We start from the raw sequence: 16,052 nt of genomic DNA on the forward strand, positions 1-16,052 counted from the left end.
CCGACGGGCGGCGTCGGCACCGGGCGGCCGCCCGCGACGGTCCGTCGCGGGCGCCTCGCCACGGCCCCCCGTTACCAGTGGGCCGTGCCGGTCGCCCGGCGTCCGGCCCGCTCTCAGTATGTCCGCTGCGCGTTGACCGCGGATGCCGCGGCGTTGACGATCCGTGCCTGTTCCAGGTGACCGGTCCGGTACGCCTGGGGCGTCTGCTGGTACGCGGCCCGGAACGCCCGGCTGAAGTGGGCCTTGTCGCGGAAGCCCCAGCGGCTCGCGATGGCGTGGATCGGCTGGTCGCGCAGCAGCGGGTCGGTCAGGTCGCGCCGGCACCGCTCCAGCCGCTGGTCCCGGATGTACGCGGCGACCGTCGTCTCCTCGGCCTCGAAGAGCCGGTGCAGCGAGCGCACCGACACGTGGTGCGCGTCGGCGACGGTCTGCGGCGTCAACCCGGCGTCGCCCAGGTGCTGGCGGATGTGCGCACGGACCTGGGCCAGCAGCGCCCGGCGCCGTACCTCGGTGGGCACCGCGTCCTCGGAGACCAGGTGCCGGCCCAGCATGGTGGAGACCAGGTCCAGCCCGATCCCGGCCAGCCGGTCGGCGTCGGTGGCGTGGTACTGGTCGGGATGGCCGGTGAGCTGGATGAGATAGTCGGCCAGCAGTGCCCCGATGCCCACGCTGCCGGGCATCCGGCCGGCGAAGAGGGCGGCGAGCCGGCCGTGCGACAGGGGCAGCGCGTCGTACGGGATGAAGGCCACGATCGAACTGGCCGGTTCCCGCCCGTGGTCGTCCCCGTGGTGGCTGACCTCGTGCGGCCGGGAACAGTCGTAGAAGGTGAAGTCACCGGGCCGGCAGTGGCTCTGCTGCCCCTCCTGCCCGGCGGCGCTGCTCCCGGTGAGGGTGAGGGCCAGCAGGTAGTAGTCCGGATCGGAGCGCTGGATCAGCTTGCGGGTGCGGACGCAGTCCAGCGAGGGGTAGCGGTAGCGGACGAGTCGCATCGCCCCCAGCTCGATGAACTCGGCGCGGGCCACGAAGTCGTCGGCGTGCTCGGTGCGGACCCGCAGCGGCGCGGGTGAGTCGGCGAGCATGTCCAGCCACATGCCGAAGCGCTCGCGTGGCGGCACCAGCTCGGTGTCCAGGATGTGTCGGTGCAGTGTGGCGTCCATGGTGGTACCCCCGTGTGTCGTCACCCTCCACCATGGAGGACGCCCCACCGCGCCGCATCGCGACAGCCGTGGGGCGTCCACTATCCGTCATCGTCAGTCGTTGAGCACCTGGGAGAGCCGGTCCCGGAAGCGCCGCTCGGTCTCGCTGACCACGTCGCCGCCGATGCCCAGGATGCCGCCGGTGGAGGCGGCGGTGACCACCTGCTCGGCGATCTCCACCAGCCAGTGCTGGTAGGCCCCGGCCTCGCCCTCGTCCACCGTGCGGGCGAGCAGGACGGCGGCCTCGCCGGCCCGGGCCAGCACGTCGTCGATCATCGCCTGCGGGTCGGCGGGGGCGATGACCGGCAGCTCCGCGCCGGCCTCGGGGTCGCCCACCCGCTCGACGACCTCGCCGGCGACCGCGGCCACCAGCGGGTTCGCGGACTCGCGGCCGGCGGCGATGGTCTCCAACCCGGCGGCGTTCTCGGCCATGGTGCGCTTCGTGCCGTCGGACTCGGCCGCGCTCGCGGCGGTCAGCACCGCCTGCGGCAGCCCGACCAGCAGGCCCCACTCCTCGTCGGAGAATCCGAACCGGGTGTACGCCGGCTGCTCGATCACGATCAAGCCCCTTTCGCCGTGGTGGTCGTTGTCGACGGGCGCCGCCGTGGCGCCCGGGTCAGGCTAGTCCAGCGTGAGCAGGCCCTGTTCGGACACCACGCGGACGGAGAGCGTCTTGTAGCCCACCTCGTCGAAGAGCACCGTCATCCGGTCCTCCTCGTAGCTGAGCACCAGGCCGGGCCCCCACTCCGGGTGGCGTACCTGGCTGTGCACGGGGAACGGACCGACCGCCCGGCTGTCGGTGACGCTGGTGCCGGCGTGACAGTTGTCGCAGTGGCCGCAGACCTCGTGCATCTGCTCGCCGAAGTACGCCAGCAGCGCCTGGCCCCGGCACCCGGTGGTCTCGGCGAAGGCGCGCATCATGTCGGTACGCGAACGGGTGACCGTCTGCTGCCGTTCCGCCTCGGCCAGCGCCGCCCGGCCCGCCGCGGCGGGCTTCGGGGCGTACCGGGGGGCGCCGAGGCGCTGCTGGGCCTGCGGCTCGGCCGCGCCGATCTGCTCCAGCAGGGACAGGTACTGGCCGAGCTTGCGCGGGCCGAGGCCGCTCAGCTCACGCAGCTCCTTCTTGGTCCGGGGCTTCTTGCGCACCAGCGCGGCGAGGTCCCGCAGCTCGGTCTCGTCGGGCAGGCCGCCGCTGAAGTACCGCTGCAGGCCGACGTCCTCGGCGCGCCAGAGCAGCAGCACCCGGGCCGGCTCGCCGTTACGGCCGGCGCGGCCGATCTCCTGGAAGTAGCTGTCCGGCGAGTCGGGCAGCGCCATGTGCACCACCCAGGCGATGTTGGGCTTGTCGATGCCCATGCCGAACGCCGAGGTGGCCACCATGATCGGCACCTGGTCGGCGAGGAACGCCTCGTGCAGCCCGTGCCGGGCCGCGGTCGGCATGCCGCCGTGGTAGTACTGCGCCGGGAAGCCCGCGTCGGTGAGCCGGCGCGAGAGCTCCTCGGCGGACCGTCGGGTCGGCACGTAGATGATGCCGGGGCGCTTGTCGTCGCGCAGCAGCGTGAGCAGTCGCCGCCAGCGGTAGTCGTCGGTGGGGCAGTGCGCCACCTCGAGGAAGAGGTTGGGCCGGTCCAGCCCGGAGACCACCACCTCGGGGTCGCGCAGCCGCAGCCGGGCGATGATGTCGTCGCGTACCGGCGGGGAGGCGGTGGCGGTGAGCGCCACCACCGGTGGCCGGCCGATGCCCTCGATCAGGTGCCCGAGCGCCAGGTAGTCGGGGCGGAAGTCGTGCCCCCAGGCGGAGATGCAGTGCGCCTCGTCGATCGCCACCAGCGCCGGCTTGAGCGACTTGACCTCGGCCATCCGGTCCGGGTTGCTCAGCGCCTCCGGGGTGATGAAGAGGAACTCGGCCCGGCCCTTGCGGATCTCCTCGATCGCCTCGGCCTGTTGCGCGGCGCTCTCGTCGGAGCTGATCCGCACGGCCCGCAGCTCGGGGCGCTGCCGCTCGTTGAGCGCGGCGATCTGGTCCTGCTGCAGGGCCAGCAGCGGGGAGATGACCACGGTCGGTCCCGGGATCAGGCTGGCCGGGATCTGGTAGATCGCCGACTTGCCGGCCCCGGTGGGCAGCACCACCAGGGCGTCGCGTCGCTTCATGACCGTCCGCATGGCGGCCAGCTGGTTGGGCCGCAGCTTGGTCCAGCCGAAGAGGCTGCGGGCCGCGCGGCGCAACGTCGTCGAGTGCATGGTCAGTTTCATCAGTGGCCGCAGGTACCCCCGGTCATCAGCGCCGAAACGGGTTGACCGGGGACACCGCGGCCCGCATTATGAATGAGCGTTCATGAACGAGCGCTCATTCAGCGGGGAGGGTGGCCGTGGAGACGGTTTCGAACCGGCACCAGGAGCAGGCGTGGAACGGCTACGAGGGGCGGCACTGGGCCGATCACCAGGCCCGCTACGACGCCATCAACAGCGGCTTCAACCAGGTCCTGCTCGACCCGGTCCGGCCCGGCGACCGGGTGCTCGACGTCGGGTGCGGCACCGGACAGCTCACCCGCCTCGCCGCCCGACGGTCCGCCACCGGGCACGCGCTCGGCGTCGACCTCTCGGCGCCGATGCTGGACCGGGCCGTCGCGTCCGCCGCCGACGAGGGCGTGCACAACGTCGGGTTCGTCCGGGCCGACGCGCAGGTCCGTCCGTTCCCGGCCGACGCGTTCGACGTCCTGCTGAGCCGGTTCGGGGTGATGTTCTTCGCCGACCCGGTCGCCGCCTTCGCCAACCTGCGCCGGGCGCTGCGCCCGTACCAGACCCCCGACGGGGTACGCCTGGACACCGCCGCCCGGCTGGTCACCGCCCGGCGGCCCGGCTGAGCGGCGCACCTCCCTACGATGCGCAGGTGGCACCGAGACGAGCGGCGGCACTGCGCGGTGGCGAGCAGAGCCTGCGGGAGCACCTGATCGCCGCCGCGCAGGCGCTGGTCGCCCGGCGCGGCGCGGCCGGGCTGACCGTGCGGGACATCGCCCGGGAGGCCGGCGTGGCCGACGGCGTGCTCTACAACCACTTCGCCGACAAGGAGGAACTGCTCGCGTACGCGCTGCACGCGCACGTGCGGGCGGTCGAGGCGGCCCAGGACACCCCCGCCCCGCGAGCCGGTGAGCAGACCGTCGAGGCGAACCTGCGGGCCTGGCTGCGCCGCGCCCTGGCCCTGCACGCGGCCGTGCTGCCGGCGTTCGCCGGGCTCACCGGCCAACCCAAACTGCTGGCCCGCCTCGGTGAGCTGCCCGGGCCGCCCGGCGGCGGTCCGGGCCTGCGGACCGAGCTGGCCGACTACGTCCGGGCCGAGCAGCGGCAGGGCCGGATCCCCCCGCGGGCCAGCGCCGAGGCGCTCGCCACCCTGGTCGTCGGCGTCTGCCACGACCTGGTCCTGGGCCGGCTGCTGGATCCGGCCCACCCGCCGCCGGAGCCGGCCGCCGAGCTGGTCGACGACCTGGTCGCCACCCTGCTGCACGGCCTCCTCGCCCCACCCCCCTGACTCCGCCCGCCCAGGGCGCCCCCCAGTGACCCCCGGGCGACTAATTCACGGAAAGAGTGGTCTCCGAGAGCCCGGAGGCCACTCTTTCCGTGAATTAGCGGGGATCTTGGGGTGGGGGTGGGGGTGGGGTGGGGGTGGGGACGCGTCCCGTGCCTGGAGCTTCCGGCGGTTGACCGGATGCGTCATCATGCGCTCATGTCCTCGTCGACCGCTCCGGCCCCGTCCCCTGTACGCGTGTCGTGGACCGAGCGCGCCGCTCGTCCGGCCGTCCTGGCGGCGCTGCTGTTCGCGGCCGTCCGGGCCGGGACGGTGCTGGCCGGCGGCCTGCCGTCGCGCGGCTGGGACTACCTGTTCGGCCTGTCGCTGCTGGTGCTGGGCCTGGCGGCGTTGGTGCCGATGGTGGTGCGCCAGCGCAACCCGTGGCGGCGACCGGCGCGGCTGGTCGACGCGGGGGCCGGCCGCCGCCGGGTGCCACCCATGGCCGGTTTCGGCTGGTTCGCCGCCGCGCAGGTGCTGCTCGGTGCCGGGATACTCCAGTCGTTCGGGCTCGACCTGGTGCGCGACACGCAGACGCCGACGGTGGTGGGCTGGGGCTTCACCAGCATCATGTTCCTGCTGGCGGCGTTCTACCTGCTGCTGGTGACGGGTCTCGTGGTGGCGTTCTTCCGTGGCGACCCGCGGATCGACCTCACCCCGGCCGGCGTCGAGATCCGGGACCTGTTCGGGCGGCGCAGCGTGCCGTGGGCGGCGCTCACCCCGGGCCGGCCGACCCCGCCGCGCTCGGGGACCGTGCTGCGGCTGCGGGTGGCCCGCCCGGAGCTGGTCCGGCGGCGGGGCCTGGTGTTCGGCCGGGCCGGCTCGCCGCTGGTCACGCTCGGCTGGCTGGCGGCGCACCCGGGGTTCCTGGCCGACGCGCTGCGCCACTACGTCGACCACCCGGCGGAGCGGGCCGCCATCGGCACCCCGGCCGGCGACGACGCGCTCCGCCGCGCGCTGGGCGCGAGCTGACCGGCCCGTCCGCGTCGGCCGGTCCGCGCCGGTCTGCTCAGCGCAGCCGGGGCAGCACCTCGCGCCGGTAGAGGTCGAACAGGCCCTGCCAGTTCGGTCCGGTGTTGGCCACGTAGACCTCGTCGAAGCCGGCCTCGGCGTACTTGTCGATCATCTCCAGGTGCGCGTCGGCGCTGTTGCCGCAGACGAACGCCTCCTTCAGCATCTCCGGCTTCACCAGCTGCGCGGCCTGCTCGAAGTGCCGCGGCGAGGGCAGCACCTGGGACAGCTCGCCCGGCACGCCCGCGTTCGGCCACTTCTCGTACGCGATCCGCATGCCCTCGTCCGCGCTGTCGGCGTACGCGGCCTTGAAGCCGGCCTGGCACGGCTTGTCGCCGCCGCCACCCTCGCGGAACCGGCGGACCATGTCGGCGTCGGGCATGGTGCTGACGTAGCCGTCGCCGATCCGGGCGGCGAGGTCGATCGACTTCGGGCCGAAGCCGGAGACGTAGATCGGCGGGGGAGTGTCCGGCAGCGTGTAGACCCGGGCGTGCTCGACGGTGTAGTGCTTGCCGTGGTGGTTGACGAAGTCGCCGCGCCACAGCTCGCGGATGACCTCGATCGCCTCGGTCAGCATCTCCAGCCGGACGTCGGTCTGCGGCCACGGGTCGCCGAAGATGTGCTCGTTGAGCGCCTCGCCGGTGCCCACCCCGAGGATGAACCGTCCTTCGTGCAGCACCGCGCTGGTGGCCGCCGCCTGGGCGATGACGGCGGGATGGATGCGCAGGGTGGGGCAGGTGACCGCGGTGGTCACCGGTAGCCGGCAGACCTGGCTGAGCGCGCCGATGGTGGACCAGACGAAGGCGCTCTGGCCCTGCGCGTCGACCCACGGGTGGTAGTGGTCGGAGATCCACAGTGCCTCGAAGCCGGCCTGCTCGGCGCCGCGCGCCTGGGCCAGCAGCTCGGCCGGGGTGTACTCCTCACTGGACAGGAAATAGCCGATCTTCACGTCTCCCCCTCGCGCCCCGGGTGCCGGGCGCACCGTGGGGACCACGATCGCCGTACCCCGGGGGACGGGGTCCGAACGCCGGGTCAGCGGCGGAACATCGCCCGGATCGCGATCAGCAGGAACAGGCCGCCCACCACCAGGCCGAGCAGGCGTACGCCGGGGATGTCGGCGGCGGAGGTGGCGTCGGCGAGCAGGGCGGGGCGCATGCCCGAACTCTCCCACGGTGGGTCCCGCTCCGCCAGACGCTAACAGTTAGGAATGTTGACTATTACCGGACCGGAGTGTGACCATGTCAGCACCGCCGGGGCGGCGGGCCGTGGGGAGACGGGGGTACGACAGCGCATGAGCGAGCGGATCGTGGGAGCGAACCCGGACCTGGCGGCGCTGGCCGCCGCCGTCCTGCAACCCGGCTTCGTGGGCACCACCCCGCCGGCCTGGGTCTGCCGGTGGCTCGGCGAGGGGCTCGGCTCGGTGGTCCTCTTCGCCCGCAACGTCGTCGACCACGAGCAGGTCGCCGCGCTCACCGCGACCCTGCGGGCCGAGCGACCCGACGTGATCGTGGCGATCGACGAGGAGGCCGGCGACGTCACCCGGCTGGAGTCGGCCCGGGGCAGCTCCCGGCCCGGCAACTTCGCCCTCGGCGCGGTCGACGACGTGGACCTCACCGAGGAGGTGGCCCGGGACCTCGGCGCGGAGCTGGCCGCCGTCGGGGTGACCCTCGACTACGCGCCGGACGCCGACGTCAACTCCAACCCGGCCAACCCGGTGATCGGGGTCCGCTCCTTCGGCGCCGACCCGGCCCTGGTGGCCCGGCACACCGCCGCCTGGGTCCGCGGCCTGCAGGCCGGCGGCGTGGCCGCCTGCGCCAAGCACTTCCCCGGGCACGGCGACACCCGGGTCGACTCGCACCACGACCTGCCCCGCATCGGCGGCGACCGGGCCCGCCTGGACGCCGTCGAGCTGGCCCCGTTCCGGGCCGCGGTGTCGGCCGGGGTGCAGGCGGTGATGACCGGGCACCTGCTGGTGCCGGCGCTGGACCCGGAGCTGCCGGCCACGCTCAGCTCGCGCATCCTCGGCGGGCTGCTCCGCGACGAGCTGGGCTTCCACGGCGTGGTGGTGACCGACGCGGTGGAGATGCGCGCGGTGGCCGACCGGTACGGCTTCGCCGGGGCGGCGGTGCGCGCCCTCGCCGCCGGCGCCGACGCGATCTGCGTGGGCGGGGAACGCGCCACCGAGGCCGACGCGCGCGAGCTGCGCGACGCCGTCGTCGCCGCGGTGCTCGCCGGGGAGCTGCCCGAGGAACGGCTCGCCGAGGCCGCCAAGCGGGTCGGCCAGCTCGCCGCGTGGAGCGTCGCCGCCCGCGCCGACCGGCCGGCCGGGCCCCGCCCCGGTGCCGGCTCCGCCGTGGGGCTGGCCGCCGCCCGCCGGGCGCTGCGGGTGGTCGCCGACCGTCCGGCCCGGCTGCCGCTCGCCGGACCGGCGCACGTGGTCGAGTTCGCCCCGCCGCGCAACATCGCGATCGGCGAGGAGACCCCGTGGGGGATCGCCGCGCCGCTGGCCGGGCTGGTGCCCGGCACCACCACCGCCCGGTACGCGCAGGACGAGGTGCCGGCCGACCCGGCCGGCGGCGCGGCCGGCCGGCCGCTGGTGCTGGTGGTGCGCGACCTGCACCGGCACGACTGGATGCGGGCCGCGGTGGGCCGGGCCCTCGCGGCCCGCCCGGACGCGGTGGTGGTCGAGCTGGGCGTGCCGGAACTGGTCACCGGCGGGCTGCACGTGGCCACCCACGGGGCCACCCGGGCCGCCGCGCAGGCCGCCGCCGAACTGCTCGCCGGCACCCGCTGACCCCGGCGCGGCCGGGGGGCGGGTACGGGCCCCGGCCGCGCCGGGCGCCACCGGTCAGGGGGCGGGCACCACCAGGTCGGCGTAGTCGGGGTGGCGCTCGATGAACGCGGCCATGAACGGGCACCGGGGCACCACCCGGCCGCCCCGGGCCCGGATCTGGTCCAGCGTGCCCTGGATCAGCGCCGCGCCGACGCCCCGGCCCTGGAACCGGTCGTCCACCTCGGTGTGCGTGAACACCAGCACCTCGCCGCGCGGCAGGTACGCGGTGAACCCGGCCAGCGCGTCGTCGACCAGGATCTCGAAGCGGTGCTCGGCGGGGTTCTCCTCGACCAGGAAGCTCACCGGCCCATTCTCCCCCGGCCGGTGGCCAGCACGTCCAGTTCGGCCAGCAACCGGTCCACCTCCTCGACGGTGTTGTAGTGGTAGACGCTGGCCCGGACCGCGCCGCCGCTGTCGCGCAGCCCCAGCGTCGAGAAGTACTCGTAGGCGTAGTAGTCGCCGGAGGAGAGGCAGCAGCCGGCCGCGCCCAGCGCCGCCGCGGTCTGCGCCGGGGTGTGCCCGGCCACCCGGAACGACACGGTGGGGCAGCGCCGCGCCGGTGAGCCGTACACGGTGATCGCCGGGCGGGCGGTGAGCCCGGTGAGCAGCCGGTCGAAGACCGCCTCCTCGTGCGACTGGGCGGCGGCCAGGCCGGCGCGTACCCGCTCGCGGCGGCTGCCGCCGGCCGCCGGGTCGAGGGTGGCCAGATGGTCGACGGCGGCGGTCACCCCGGCCAGCAGCGGGAAGCTCGGCGTGCCGTACTCGAAGCGGTCCGGCACGGCGTCCGAGGAGGGGACCAGCTTCGCCGGGCGCAGCGCCGCCCAGCGGTCCGGGTCGGCGACCATCGCCGCCAGGTGCGGCCCGGACCACTTGTAGGCGCTGGTGACGAAGAAGTCCGCGCCGAGCGCGGCCAGGTCGGTCGGGCCGTGCGGCACCGAGTGCACGCCGTCCACGCAGACCGCCGCGCCGGCCGCGTGTGCGATCTTGGCGATCGTCGCCACGTCCGGCACGGTGCCGGTCGCGTTGCTGCCGGCGGTCACCGCGACCAGCCGGGTGCGCTCGCCGACCAGGTCGGCGTACTGGCCGGCGGGCAGTTCGGCGGTGGCCGGGTCGAACTCCGCCCAGCGCACCGTCGCCCCGGCGGCCTCGGCCGCCTGCACCCACGGCCGGACGTTGGCGTCGTGGTCGAGCCGGGAGACCACCACCTCGTCGCCGGGCCGCCAGGTCGCCCCGAGCGTCCGGGCCAGGGTGTACGTCAGCGCGGTGGCGCTCGGCCCGAGCACCACGCCGGCCGGGTCCGCGCCGAGCAGGTCGGCGACCGCCGAGCGGGCCGCGTCGACCAGTTCCAGCGAGCGTCGGCCGGGCGCGAAGGCGGTGCTGCGGTTGCCGATCGCGGCGCGCATGGTGTCGGCGACGGCGTCGATCACGGACTGGGCGGTCTGGGTCCCGCCCGCGCCGTCGAAGTGGGCGAAGCCCTCGGCCAGGGCGGGGTACGCGGCCCGGGTACGGGCGATGTCGAAGGCCATGCCGGGACCCTAGCGCGTGCCCGACGGCCCGCCGTGCGGCCCGGTGGGCCTGCTCGCGCCGAGGCGGGGTGGGGCGCGTCTCGTACCCTTGATCGGGTGACGAACCGACGCGCCACCGCACCGCAGACCCCTGTCCGTCGTGCCGCCGGCCTGCTGGCCGGCCTCGCCCTCGGCGCCGCGCTGCTCGCCGGGTGCAGCTCGGAGGGCGCCTCCACCGACTGCGGCCTGGACTCCTGCACGGTCACCTTCGACCGGGGCGTGGACGCCAGCGCCACCATCCTCGGCGTCGAGGCCAAGCTGATCGGCGCGCAGGGTGACCAGGTGACCGTCGAGGTCGCCGGGGAGCAGCTCTCGCTGACCGTCGGCCAGCAGGCCACCGAGGTCGGTGGCTTCCAGGTGAGCCTGGACAACGTCACCGACCAGCAGGTGGTGATCCGGGTGGCGCGCAACGCCAACAGCTGATCCGCAGGCCAGGGCGGCGGCGGCCGACGTTTGGAAATCTTCGCAACGGGAGATTGAGGCGCCATGTCTCTCACCCGGAACGCCGGAGCCACCGCCGCCCAGGCCGCGAACAGCAGGTGGCTCGAACTGTTGACCCGGGCCGGATTCATCGGCTACGGGATCGTCCACCTCCTCTTCGCCTGGCTCGCGCTCCAGATCGCCTTCGGCAAGTCGGGGGAGGAGGGCAACCAGAACGGTGCCCTGCGCACCCTGGGCGCCCAGCCCATGGGCAAGACCCTGCTCGTGATCATCGCCATCGGGCTCTTCGCCATGGCCGTCTGGCAGGCCACCGAGGCGGCCATCGGGCACCGCGGCCTGCAGGACAAGGACCGGCTCTTCGAGCGGATCGCCTCGGTGGTGCGCACCATCGTCTTCGCCTGGCTGGGCTACACCGCGGTCAAGGTGGTCCAGGACGCCAGCTCCAACGCCTCGTCGCAGCAGCAGCAGCTCTCCGAGAAGCTGATGTCCTCCGGCGGTGGCCGGGTGCTGGTCGGGCTGGCCGGCCTGGTGCTCGCCGCGGTCGGCATCGGCATGGTCATCTACGGGCTGAAGAAGAAGTTCGAGAAGAACCTCAAGACCGGTGAGATGAGCCCGAAGACGCACACCCTGGCCCGTCGGCTCGGGATGGCCGGGTACGCCGCCCGGGGCACCGTCTTCGCCCTCGCCGGCCTGCTGATCGTCGTCGCCGCGGTCAAGTACGACCCGGAGAAGGCCCGGGGCCTGGACGCCGCGCTGCGCACCCTGCGCGACCAGTCGTACGGGCCGGTGCTGCTGACCCTCGCCGCCCTGGGCATCGCCGCCTTCGGCGTCTACTGCTTCCTCCAGTCCCGCTACCGCCGGGTCTGATCCTGGTCGATGTCCGGACCGCCGGGCACCATTGGGCACTTGCCCGATCCGTGCCCGGCTGGAGGGAGAACAGGTCCGTGCAGAGCTACCTCGTGACGGCCGTCGCCGCGCTCGCCGCGGCGGCGGTCGCACTGCTGGTGGTCGAGGTGGTGCACCGGCTGATGCGCCGGTTCGGCCGGCGCTCGCTGCTGATGACCGAGCTGACCGACCACTCGCACCGCCCGTTCCAGATGGCGGGCACCGCGCTGGCCGTGCAGCTCGCCGTCCGGTTCAGCACCCTGTACGCGGTGGGCAGCCCGTGGCGGCAGGCGCTGCTGCACGTGCTGGTGCTGGCCGTGATCGCCGCCACCGCCTGGCTGGTCGCCTCGCTGCTGGTGGTGCTGGAGGACACCGCGCTGGCCCGGTTCCGGGTCGACGTGCCGAACAACCGGCACGCCCGCCGGGTGCGTACCCAGGTGGTGCTGCTGCGCCGGCTGACCATCGCGGTGATCGTGGTGCTCACCCTCGGCGTGATGCTGATGACCTTCCCCGCCGTACGCGGCATCGGCGCCGGCGTGCTGACCAGCGCCGGGGTGGTCGGTGTGGTGGCCGCGCTGGCCGCGCAGAGCCTGCTCGGCAACGTCTTCGCCGGCCTCCAGCTCGCCTTCAGCGACGCGGTACGCCTCGACGACGTGGTGGTCGTCGAGGGGGAGTGGGGCCGGATCGAGGAGCTGACCCTCAGCTACGTGGTGGTGCAGATCTGGGACGACCGCCGGCTGATCCTGCCCACCTCGTACTTCACCAGCACCCCGTTCCAGAACTGGACCCGCACCGAGGCGGCGGTGCTCGGCACCGCCGAGTTCGACGTCGACTGGGCGGTGCCGGTGCAGGCGATGCGGGAGGAGCTGCGCCGGCTCTGCGAGAGCACCGAGCTGTGGGACGGCCGGGTCTGCGTGCTCCAGGTGACCGACGCCACCGGCGGGACGGTCAAGGTCCGCGCCCTGGTCAGCGCCGCCGACGCGGGCAGCCTCTGGGACCTGCGCTGCCTGGTCCGGGAGCACCTGGTGGCCTGGATCCGCGACCAGCTGCCGACCGCCCTGCCCCGGGTCCGCGCCGAGGTCGGCGACGCCGCCGGCCCGCTGCCCTGGCAGGTGGTGGCGCCGCGCCGGACCGTCCGCCGCCGGCCGGACGCCGACATCCCGGACGACGCCCGGGTCTTCGGCGGCAGCGACGACGGTGACGCCCGCAGCGAGACCTTCGGCGGCAGCGACGACGGCGAGGCCCGCCGGGAGGTGCTCGTCGAGGAGCCCGTGGACGCCCGCCGCTGACCCTGCCCCCGCGCGCAGCCCCCGGCACCCCGTACGGGTGCCGGGGGCTGCGCCGTCCGCCGGGCAGTGACCCGGGGCGGGGTGTCCCCGTTGCACCTGCCGGGGACGGCAGTCGGTCGGGTCCGGTGCGTTTGTTCCGCCCGTCGCGGGGGACCTGCTCGGCACGCCCCACCTCCGGTCCGCCCACCCGGGCGGCCCGGGGGGCGGTGGCGCGCGGCCGGGCCGACCGGCCGTTCCGCGCAGGATTGACGGGCGGCGACTCCGGGCATACAGCGCGGTGATGATGAAAGGAGGACAGCATGGCTGACGTCGCGAGTCGCAGCACGTCCCGGACCGGGAGCGAGCCGTCCACCGCCGAACTGGTGCAGCGGGCCACCGAACAGGTCACCCGGCTGGTGCGGGACGAGTTGGCGCTGGCCCGGGCGGAACTGACCCAGAAGGGCAAGCACGCCGGGATCGGAATCGGTCTGTTCGGCGGCGGCGGGGTGATGGCGCTGTACGGCGCGGGCGCGCTGGTCGCCACGGTGATCCTGCTGCTGGCCCTGATCATGCCCGCGTGGCTGGCGGCCCTGATCGTGGCGGTGGTGCTCTTCCTGCTCGCCGGGATCCTGGCGCTGGTCGGCAAGAAGCAGGTCAGCCGTGCCGTCCCGCCGGTGCCGGAGGCGGCGGTCCGCAGTGTGCGGGCGGACGTGGACACCGTCACCGCCGCGGTCAAGGACGGGAGGCGGGCATGAGCGGCAGCAACGGCAACGGCACCGGGGACGTGGAGGCGCTCCGCGAGGAGATCCGCCGCACCCGGGTGGAGTTGGGTGAGACGATGGAGTTGTTGGCCGCCAAGGCCGACGTGAAGGCCCGGCTGCGGGAGTCCGCCGACCAGGCCAAGGAGCGGATGCGGGAGCAGGCCGCGCTGACCGTGGCCCGGGTGCGTGGGCAGGCGGCGGAGAAGGCGGGCGCGGTGCGCGGGCAGGCCGCCGAGAAGATCCGGCTGGCGCGGGCGCGGGGGGCCGGCGGTGGGCCGTCGGTCGCGCGCAACCCGCGGCCCTGGGCGGCGGTGGCGGCCGGCGCGGTGGCCACCGTGGTGGTGCTGCTGATCATCAGAAGGAGGCGTGGGTGAGCAAGGGGATCGGCAGGGCCGCGTACAAGCCGGTCGGGGTGGTGCTGGGGCTGGCCGCCGGTACGGTCGCCGGGGTCATCTTCCGGCAGGTCTGGAAGCTCACGGCGGGCGACGGCGAGGCGCCGAGCGCCACCGACGAGGACCGGCGCTGGGGCGAGATCCTGGCCGCCGCGGCGTTGCAGGGCGCGATCTTCGCGGTCGTCCGGGCCGCCGTGGACCGGGGCGGGGCGGTGGGCGTACGCCGGCTCACCGGTCGCTGGCCCGACTGATCGCAGCGCAGGCATCGGCCCCTTCCCGTTGTGGGGAAGGGGCCTTTCGCATGATCCGCCCGGTACGCCCAGTGGACCTTCCGCAACCTTCAGGTCACATGTCGGAGAATTTCGTCGATTGGGCCGTGCAGAGTTTTTCAGGACGTGGTTTGCTGTCTCACGCTGTTGAGAGACGCGTGGGTTGAGAGAAGTTCCCTGCATCGGGGGCCGCCTCAGGCGCCGCTGCTCGAAAACGGCCAATCGGCCGCACGGCGTGCTCGGCCGCCAGTTTTAGAAGGAGATACACATGGCGCAGGGAACCGTGAAGTGGTTCAACGCTGACAAGGGCTTCGGCTTCATCACCGTCGACGGCGGGGGTGCTGACGTGTTCGTCCACTTCTCGGCCATCCAGACCAGCGGCTACCGCACGCTGGAGGAGAACCAGCGGGTGGAGTTCGAGATCGCCCAGGGTCAGAAGGGTCCGCAGGCCGAGCAGGTCCGCCCCATCTGAGCCACCGGGCCGGCCACGCCGGCCGCCGCGAAGCCCCGCATCCCGAAGGGAAGCGGGGCTTTCCGCGTCCGGAGGACCTGTTCGGACCCGGGCCGGCACCCGCCGCCTCAGCCGCCCGGGCGGCGGGCCCGCATGCCCCACCAGAGCGCGCCGAGTCCGATGAGGACCAGCACGACGCCGACCAGCGCCCAGGGCCGGCGGTCGGTCAGCACGCTGCCCTCCACGTAGCCCAGTCCGAGCACGGTCCAGAGCGCGCCCAGCACGACGGCCAGCAGCCCCACGGTGAGCCGGAACCAGCCCCTCATCGTTCCCCCTCCGACGACGCCCGTCCGACTCCAGCATGCCGGCCCGGGCCGGTACCGGGCGGCGCCGCGCCGCGCGAGCGCCGCGCCCGGCTCACCACCGGTCGTGCACCTGCGGCCGGATCAGCTCGTCGTACGCGGCCCGCACGGCGGCCAGCTCGACGTCGGTCAGCGCCGGCTGGTCGGCCGCGGCGGCGTTGCGCCGGGCCTGTTCCGCGTCGCGGGCCCCGGGGATGACCACGGTGACGCCCGGCTGGTCGAGGACCCACCGCAGCGCGAACTGGGCCATCGTCCGGTCCGGACCGACCAGCGGGGCGAGCCGGCGCACGGCGGCCAGGCCGAGGTCGTAGTCGACGCCGGAGAACGTCTCGCCGACGTCGAAGGACTCGCCGTGCCGGTTGAAGGTACGGTGGTCGTTGGCGGGGAAGGTGGTGTGCTCGTCGTACCGGCCGGAGAGCAGGCCGCTGGCCAGCGGCACCCGGGCGATGACGCCGACGCCGGCGGCGGCCGCCGCGGGCAGCACCTGCTCCAGGGGCTTGTGCCGGACCGCGTTGAGGATGATCTGCACGCTCGCCACCCCGGGGCGGGCGATGGCGGTGAGCGCCTGGTCGCAGGTCTCGACGCTCACCCCGTACCCGGCGATCCGCTGCTCGGCGACCAGGGTGTCGAGCGCGTCGTGGACCCGGTCGTCGGCGAAGACGGCGGTGGGCGGGCAGTGCAACTGCACCAGGTCGAGGGTGTCCACGCCGAGGTTGGCCCGGGAGCGGTCGGTCCAGGCCCGGAAGTTGTCCAGGGTGTACGCCTCGGGCGTCTGCGGCACCCGGCGGCCCATCTTGGTGGCCACGGTCAGCCCGTGCCCGGGGTGCTCGCGCAGGAACCGGCCGATGAGCCGTTCGCTGCGGCCGTCGCCGTACACGTCGGCGGTGTCCAGGAAGGTGACGCCGGCGTCGACGGCGCCGGCGACCACGTCGAGCGCCTCGTTCTCCCCGACGTCGCCCCAGTCGCCGCCGAGCTGCCAGGCGCCGAGTCCGATGATGCCGACGTGCCGGCCGAGCCGGTCGAAGCTGCGCTGTTCCATCCGTCCGAGCCTAGTGA

At 74.2% G+C, this 16,052-nt stretch carries 20 protein-coding genes; 11 read left to right on the forward strand and 9 right to left on the reverse strand.

Features of this window, described 5'->3' with window-relative positions:
* Positions 1-113: 113 nt before the first annotated feature.
* From GA0070611_RS01995 to GA0070611_RS02005, 3 genes are all read right to left on the reverse strand, one after another.
* Positions 114-1,157: a helix-turn-helix domain-containing protein gene (locus GA0070611_RS01995; protein ID WP_091656287.1), complete on the reverse strand. Its 1,044-nt coding sequence runs from the start codon at positions 1,155-1,157 to the stop codon at positions 114-116.
* Between the two features lie 93 nt (positions 1,158-1,250).
* Positions 1,251-1,754, reverse strand: coding sequence for a hypothetical protein (locus tag GA0070611_RS02000; RefSeq protein WP_091672329.1), 504 nt, complete (start codon positions 1,752-1,754; stop codon positions 1,251-1,253).
* Positions 1,755-1,817: 63 nt separating this feature from the next.
* Entirely contained in the window at positions 1,818-3,449 is a 1,632-nt protein-coding gene (locus tag GA0070611_RS02005) for a RecQ family ATP-dependent DNA helicase (RefSeq protein ID WP_091656296.1), read from the reverse strand.
* Between the two features lie 116 nt (positions 3,450-3,565).
* Between GA0070611_RS02005 and GA0070611_RS02010 the strand changes: the two genes are divergently transcribed.
* From GA0070611_RS02010 to GA0070611_RS02020, 3 genes are all read left to right on the forward strand, one after another.
* Complete coding sequence (locus GA0070611_RS02010) at positions 3,566-4,060, forward strand: class I SAM-dependent methyltransferase (protein ID WP_091672332.1); 495 nt, start codon at positions 3,566-3,568, stop codon at positions 4,058-4,060.
* A gap of 26 nt (positions 4,061-4,086) precedes the next feature.
* Positions 4,087-4,722 carry a TetR/AcrR family transcriptional regulator gene (locus tag GA0070611_RS02015; protein ID WP_197675832.1) on the forward strand — a complete coding sequence of 212 codons (636 nt, stop codon included), beginning with the start codon at positions 4,087-4,089 and terminating at the stop codon, positions 4,720-4,722.
* 234 nt (positions 4,723-4,956) lie between these two features.
* Complete coding sequence (locus GA0070611_RS02020; RefSeq protein WP_091656299.1) at positions 4,957-5,730, forward strand: PH domain-containing protein; 774 nt, start codon at positions 4,957-4,959, stop codon at positions 5,728-5,730.
* 37 nt (positions 5,731-5,767) lie between these two features.
* Here the strand turns inward: GA0070611_RS02020 and GA0070611_RS02025 are convergent, their stop codons facing one another.
* Positions 5,768-6,718 carry a TIGR03557 family F420-dependent LLM class oxidoreductase gene (locus tag GA0070611_RS02025; protein WP_091656302.1) on the reverse strand — a complete coding sequence of 317 codons (951 nt, stop codon included), beginning with the start codon at positions 6,716-6,718 and terminating at the stop codon, positions 5,768-5,770.
* An 83-nt stretch (positions 6,719-6,801) separates the two neighbouring features.
* Complete coding sequence (locus GA0070611_RS32125; protein WP_269456346.1) at positions 6,802-6,924, reverse strand: hypothetical protein; 123 nt, start codon at positions 6,922-6,924, stop codon at positions 6,802-6,804.
* Positions 6,925-7,060: 136 nt separating this feature from the next.
* On the opposite strand from GA0070611_RS32125, the gene GA0070611_RS02030 reads away from it, so the two are divergent.
* Positions 7,061-8,563: a glycoside hydrolase family 3 protein gene (locus GA0070611_RS02030; protein ID WP_091656305.1), complete on the forward strand. Its 1,503-nt coding sequence runs from the start codon at positions 7,061-7,063 to the stop codon at positions 8,561-8,563.
* Between the two features lie 54 nt (positions 8,564-8,617).
* Here GA0070611_RS02030 and GA0070611_RS02035 read toward each other — a convergent pair whose 3' ends face one another.
* Both GA0070611_RS02035 and GA0070611_RS02040 read right to left on the reverse strand, forming a co-directional pair.
* Entirely contained in the window at positions 8,618-8,905 is a 288-nt protein-coding gene (locus tag GA0070611_RS02035) for a GNAT family N-acetyltransferase (RefSeq protein ID WP_091656308.1), read from the reverse strand.
* The gene (locus tag GA0070611_RS02040; RefSeq protein WP_091656310.1) at positions 8,902-10,128 is read right to left on the reverse strand and encodes a cysteine desulfurase-like protein; all 1,227 of its coding nucleotides are present in this window, start codon (positions 10,126-10,128) and stop codon (positions 8,902-8,904) included. Before GA0070611_RS02040 ends, GA0070611_RS02035 begins: the two co-directional genes overlap by 4 nt.
* Before the next feature lie 96 nt (positions 10,129-10,224).
* Here GA0070611_RS02040 and GA0070611_RS02045 point away from each other — a divergent pair, with 96 nt between their 5' ends.
* The 7 genes from GA0070611_RS02045 (at position 10,225) to GA0070611_RS02075 (ending at position 14,655) form a co-directional block, all read left to right on the forward strand.
* Entirely contained in the window at positions 10,225-10,590 is a 366-nt protein-coding gene (locus GA0070611_RS02045; protein ID WP_091656313.1) for a hypothetical protein, read from the forward strand.
* Between the two features lie 63 nt (positions 10,591-10,653).
* Positions 10,654-11,475, forward strand: a complete 822-nt coding sequence (locus tag GA0070611_RS02050) for a DUF1206 domain-containing protein (protein ID WP_091656316.1) — start codon at positions 10,654-10,656, stop codon at positions 11,473-11,475.
* 77 nt (positions 11,476-11,552) lie between these two features.
* Positions 11,553-12,782, forward strand: a complete 1,230-nt coding sequence (locus tag GA0070611_RS02055) for a mechanosensitive ion channel family protein (RefSeq protein WP_091656320.1) — start codon at positions 11,553-11,555, stop codon at positions 12,780-12,782.
* A gap of 299 nt (positions 12,783-13,081) precedes the next feature.
* Complete coding sequence (locus tag GA0070611_RS02060; RefSeq protein ID WP_091656325.1) at positions 13,082-13,516, forward strand: phage holin family protein; 435 nt, start codon at positions 13,082-13,084, stop codon at positions 13,514-13,516.
* A complete protein-coding gene (locus GA0070611_RS02065) occupies positions 13,513-13,896 on the forward strand; it encodes a DUF3618 domain-containing protein (protein ID WP_091656329.1) in 384 nt (127 codons plus the stop codon). The genes GA0070611_RS02060 and GA0070611_RS02065 overlap by 4 nt, the downstream gene beginning before the upstream one ends.
* Positions 13,893-14,165, forward strand: coding sequence for a DUF4235 domain-containing protein (locus tag GA0070611_RS02070; protein WP_091656332.1), 273 nt, complete (start codon positions 13,893-13,895; stop codon positions 14,163-14,165). Before GA0070611_RS02065 ends, GA0070611_RS02070 begins: the two co-directional genes overlap by 4 nt.
* 286 nt (positions 14,166-14,451) lie before the next feature.
* Positions 14,452-14,655, forward strand: coding sequence for a cold-shock protein (locus GA0070611_RS02075; protein WP_007075740.1), 204 nt, complete (start codon positions 14,452-14,454; stop codon positions 14,653-14,655).
* A gap of 107 nt (positions 14,656-14,762) precedes the next feature.
* Here the strand turns inward: GA0070611_RS02075 and GA0070611_RS02080 are convergent, their stop codons facing one another.
* Positions 14,763-14,960, reverse strand: coding sequence for a hypothetical protein (locus GA0070611_RS02080; protein WP_091656336.1), 198 nt, complete (start codon positions 14,958-14,960; stop codon positions 14,763-14,765).
* A 91-nt stretch (positions 14,961-15,051) separates the two neighbouring features.
* Complete coding sequence (locus tag GA0070611_RS02085) at positions 15,052-16,035, reverse strand: aldo/keto reductase (RefSeq protein ID WP_091656341.1); 984 nt, start codon at positions 16,033-16,035, stop codon at positions 15,052-15,054.
* Between the last annotated feature and the right edge of the window lie 17 nt (positions 16,036-16,052).

The sequence above is a fragment of the Micromonospora auratinigra genome (genome assembly GCF_900089595.1).
Taxonomy (GTDB): domain Bacteria; phylum Actinomycetota; class Actinomycetes; order Mycobacteriales; family Micromonosporaceae; genus Micromonospora; species Micromonospora auratinigra.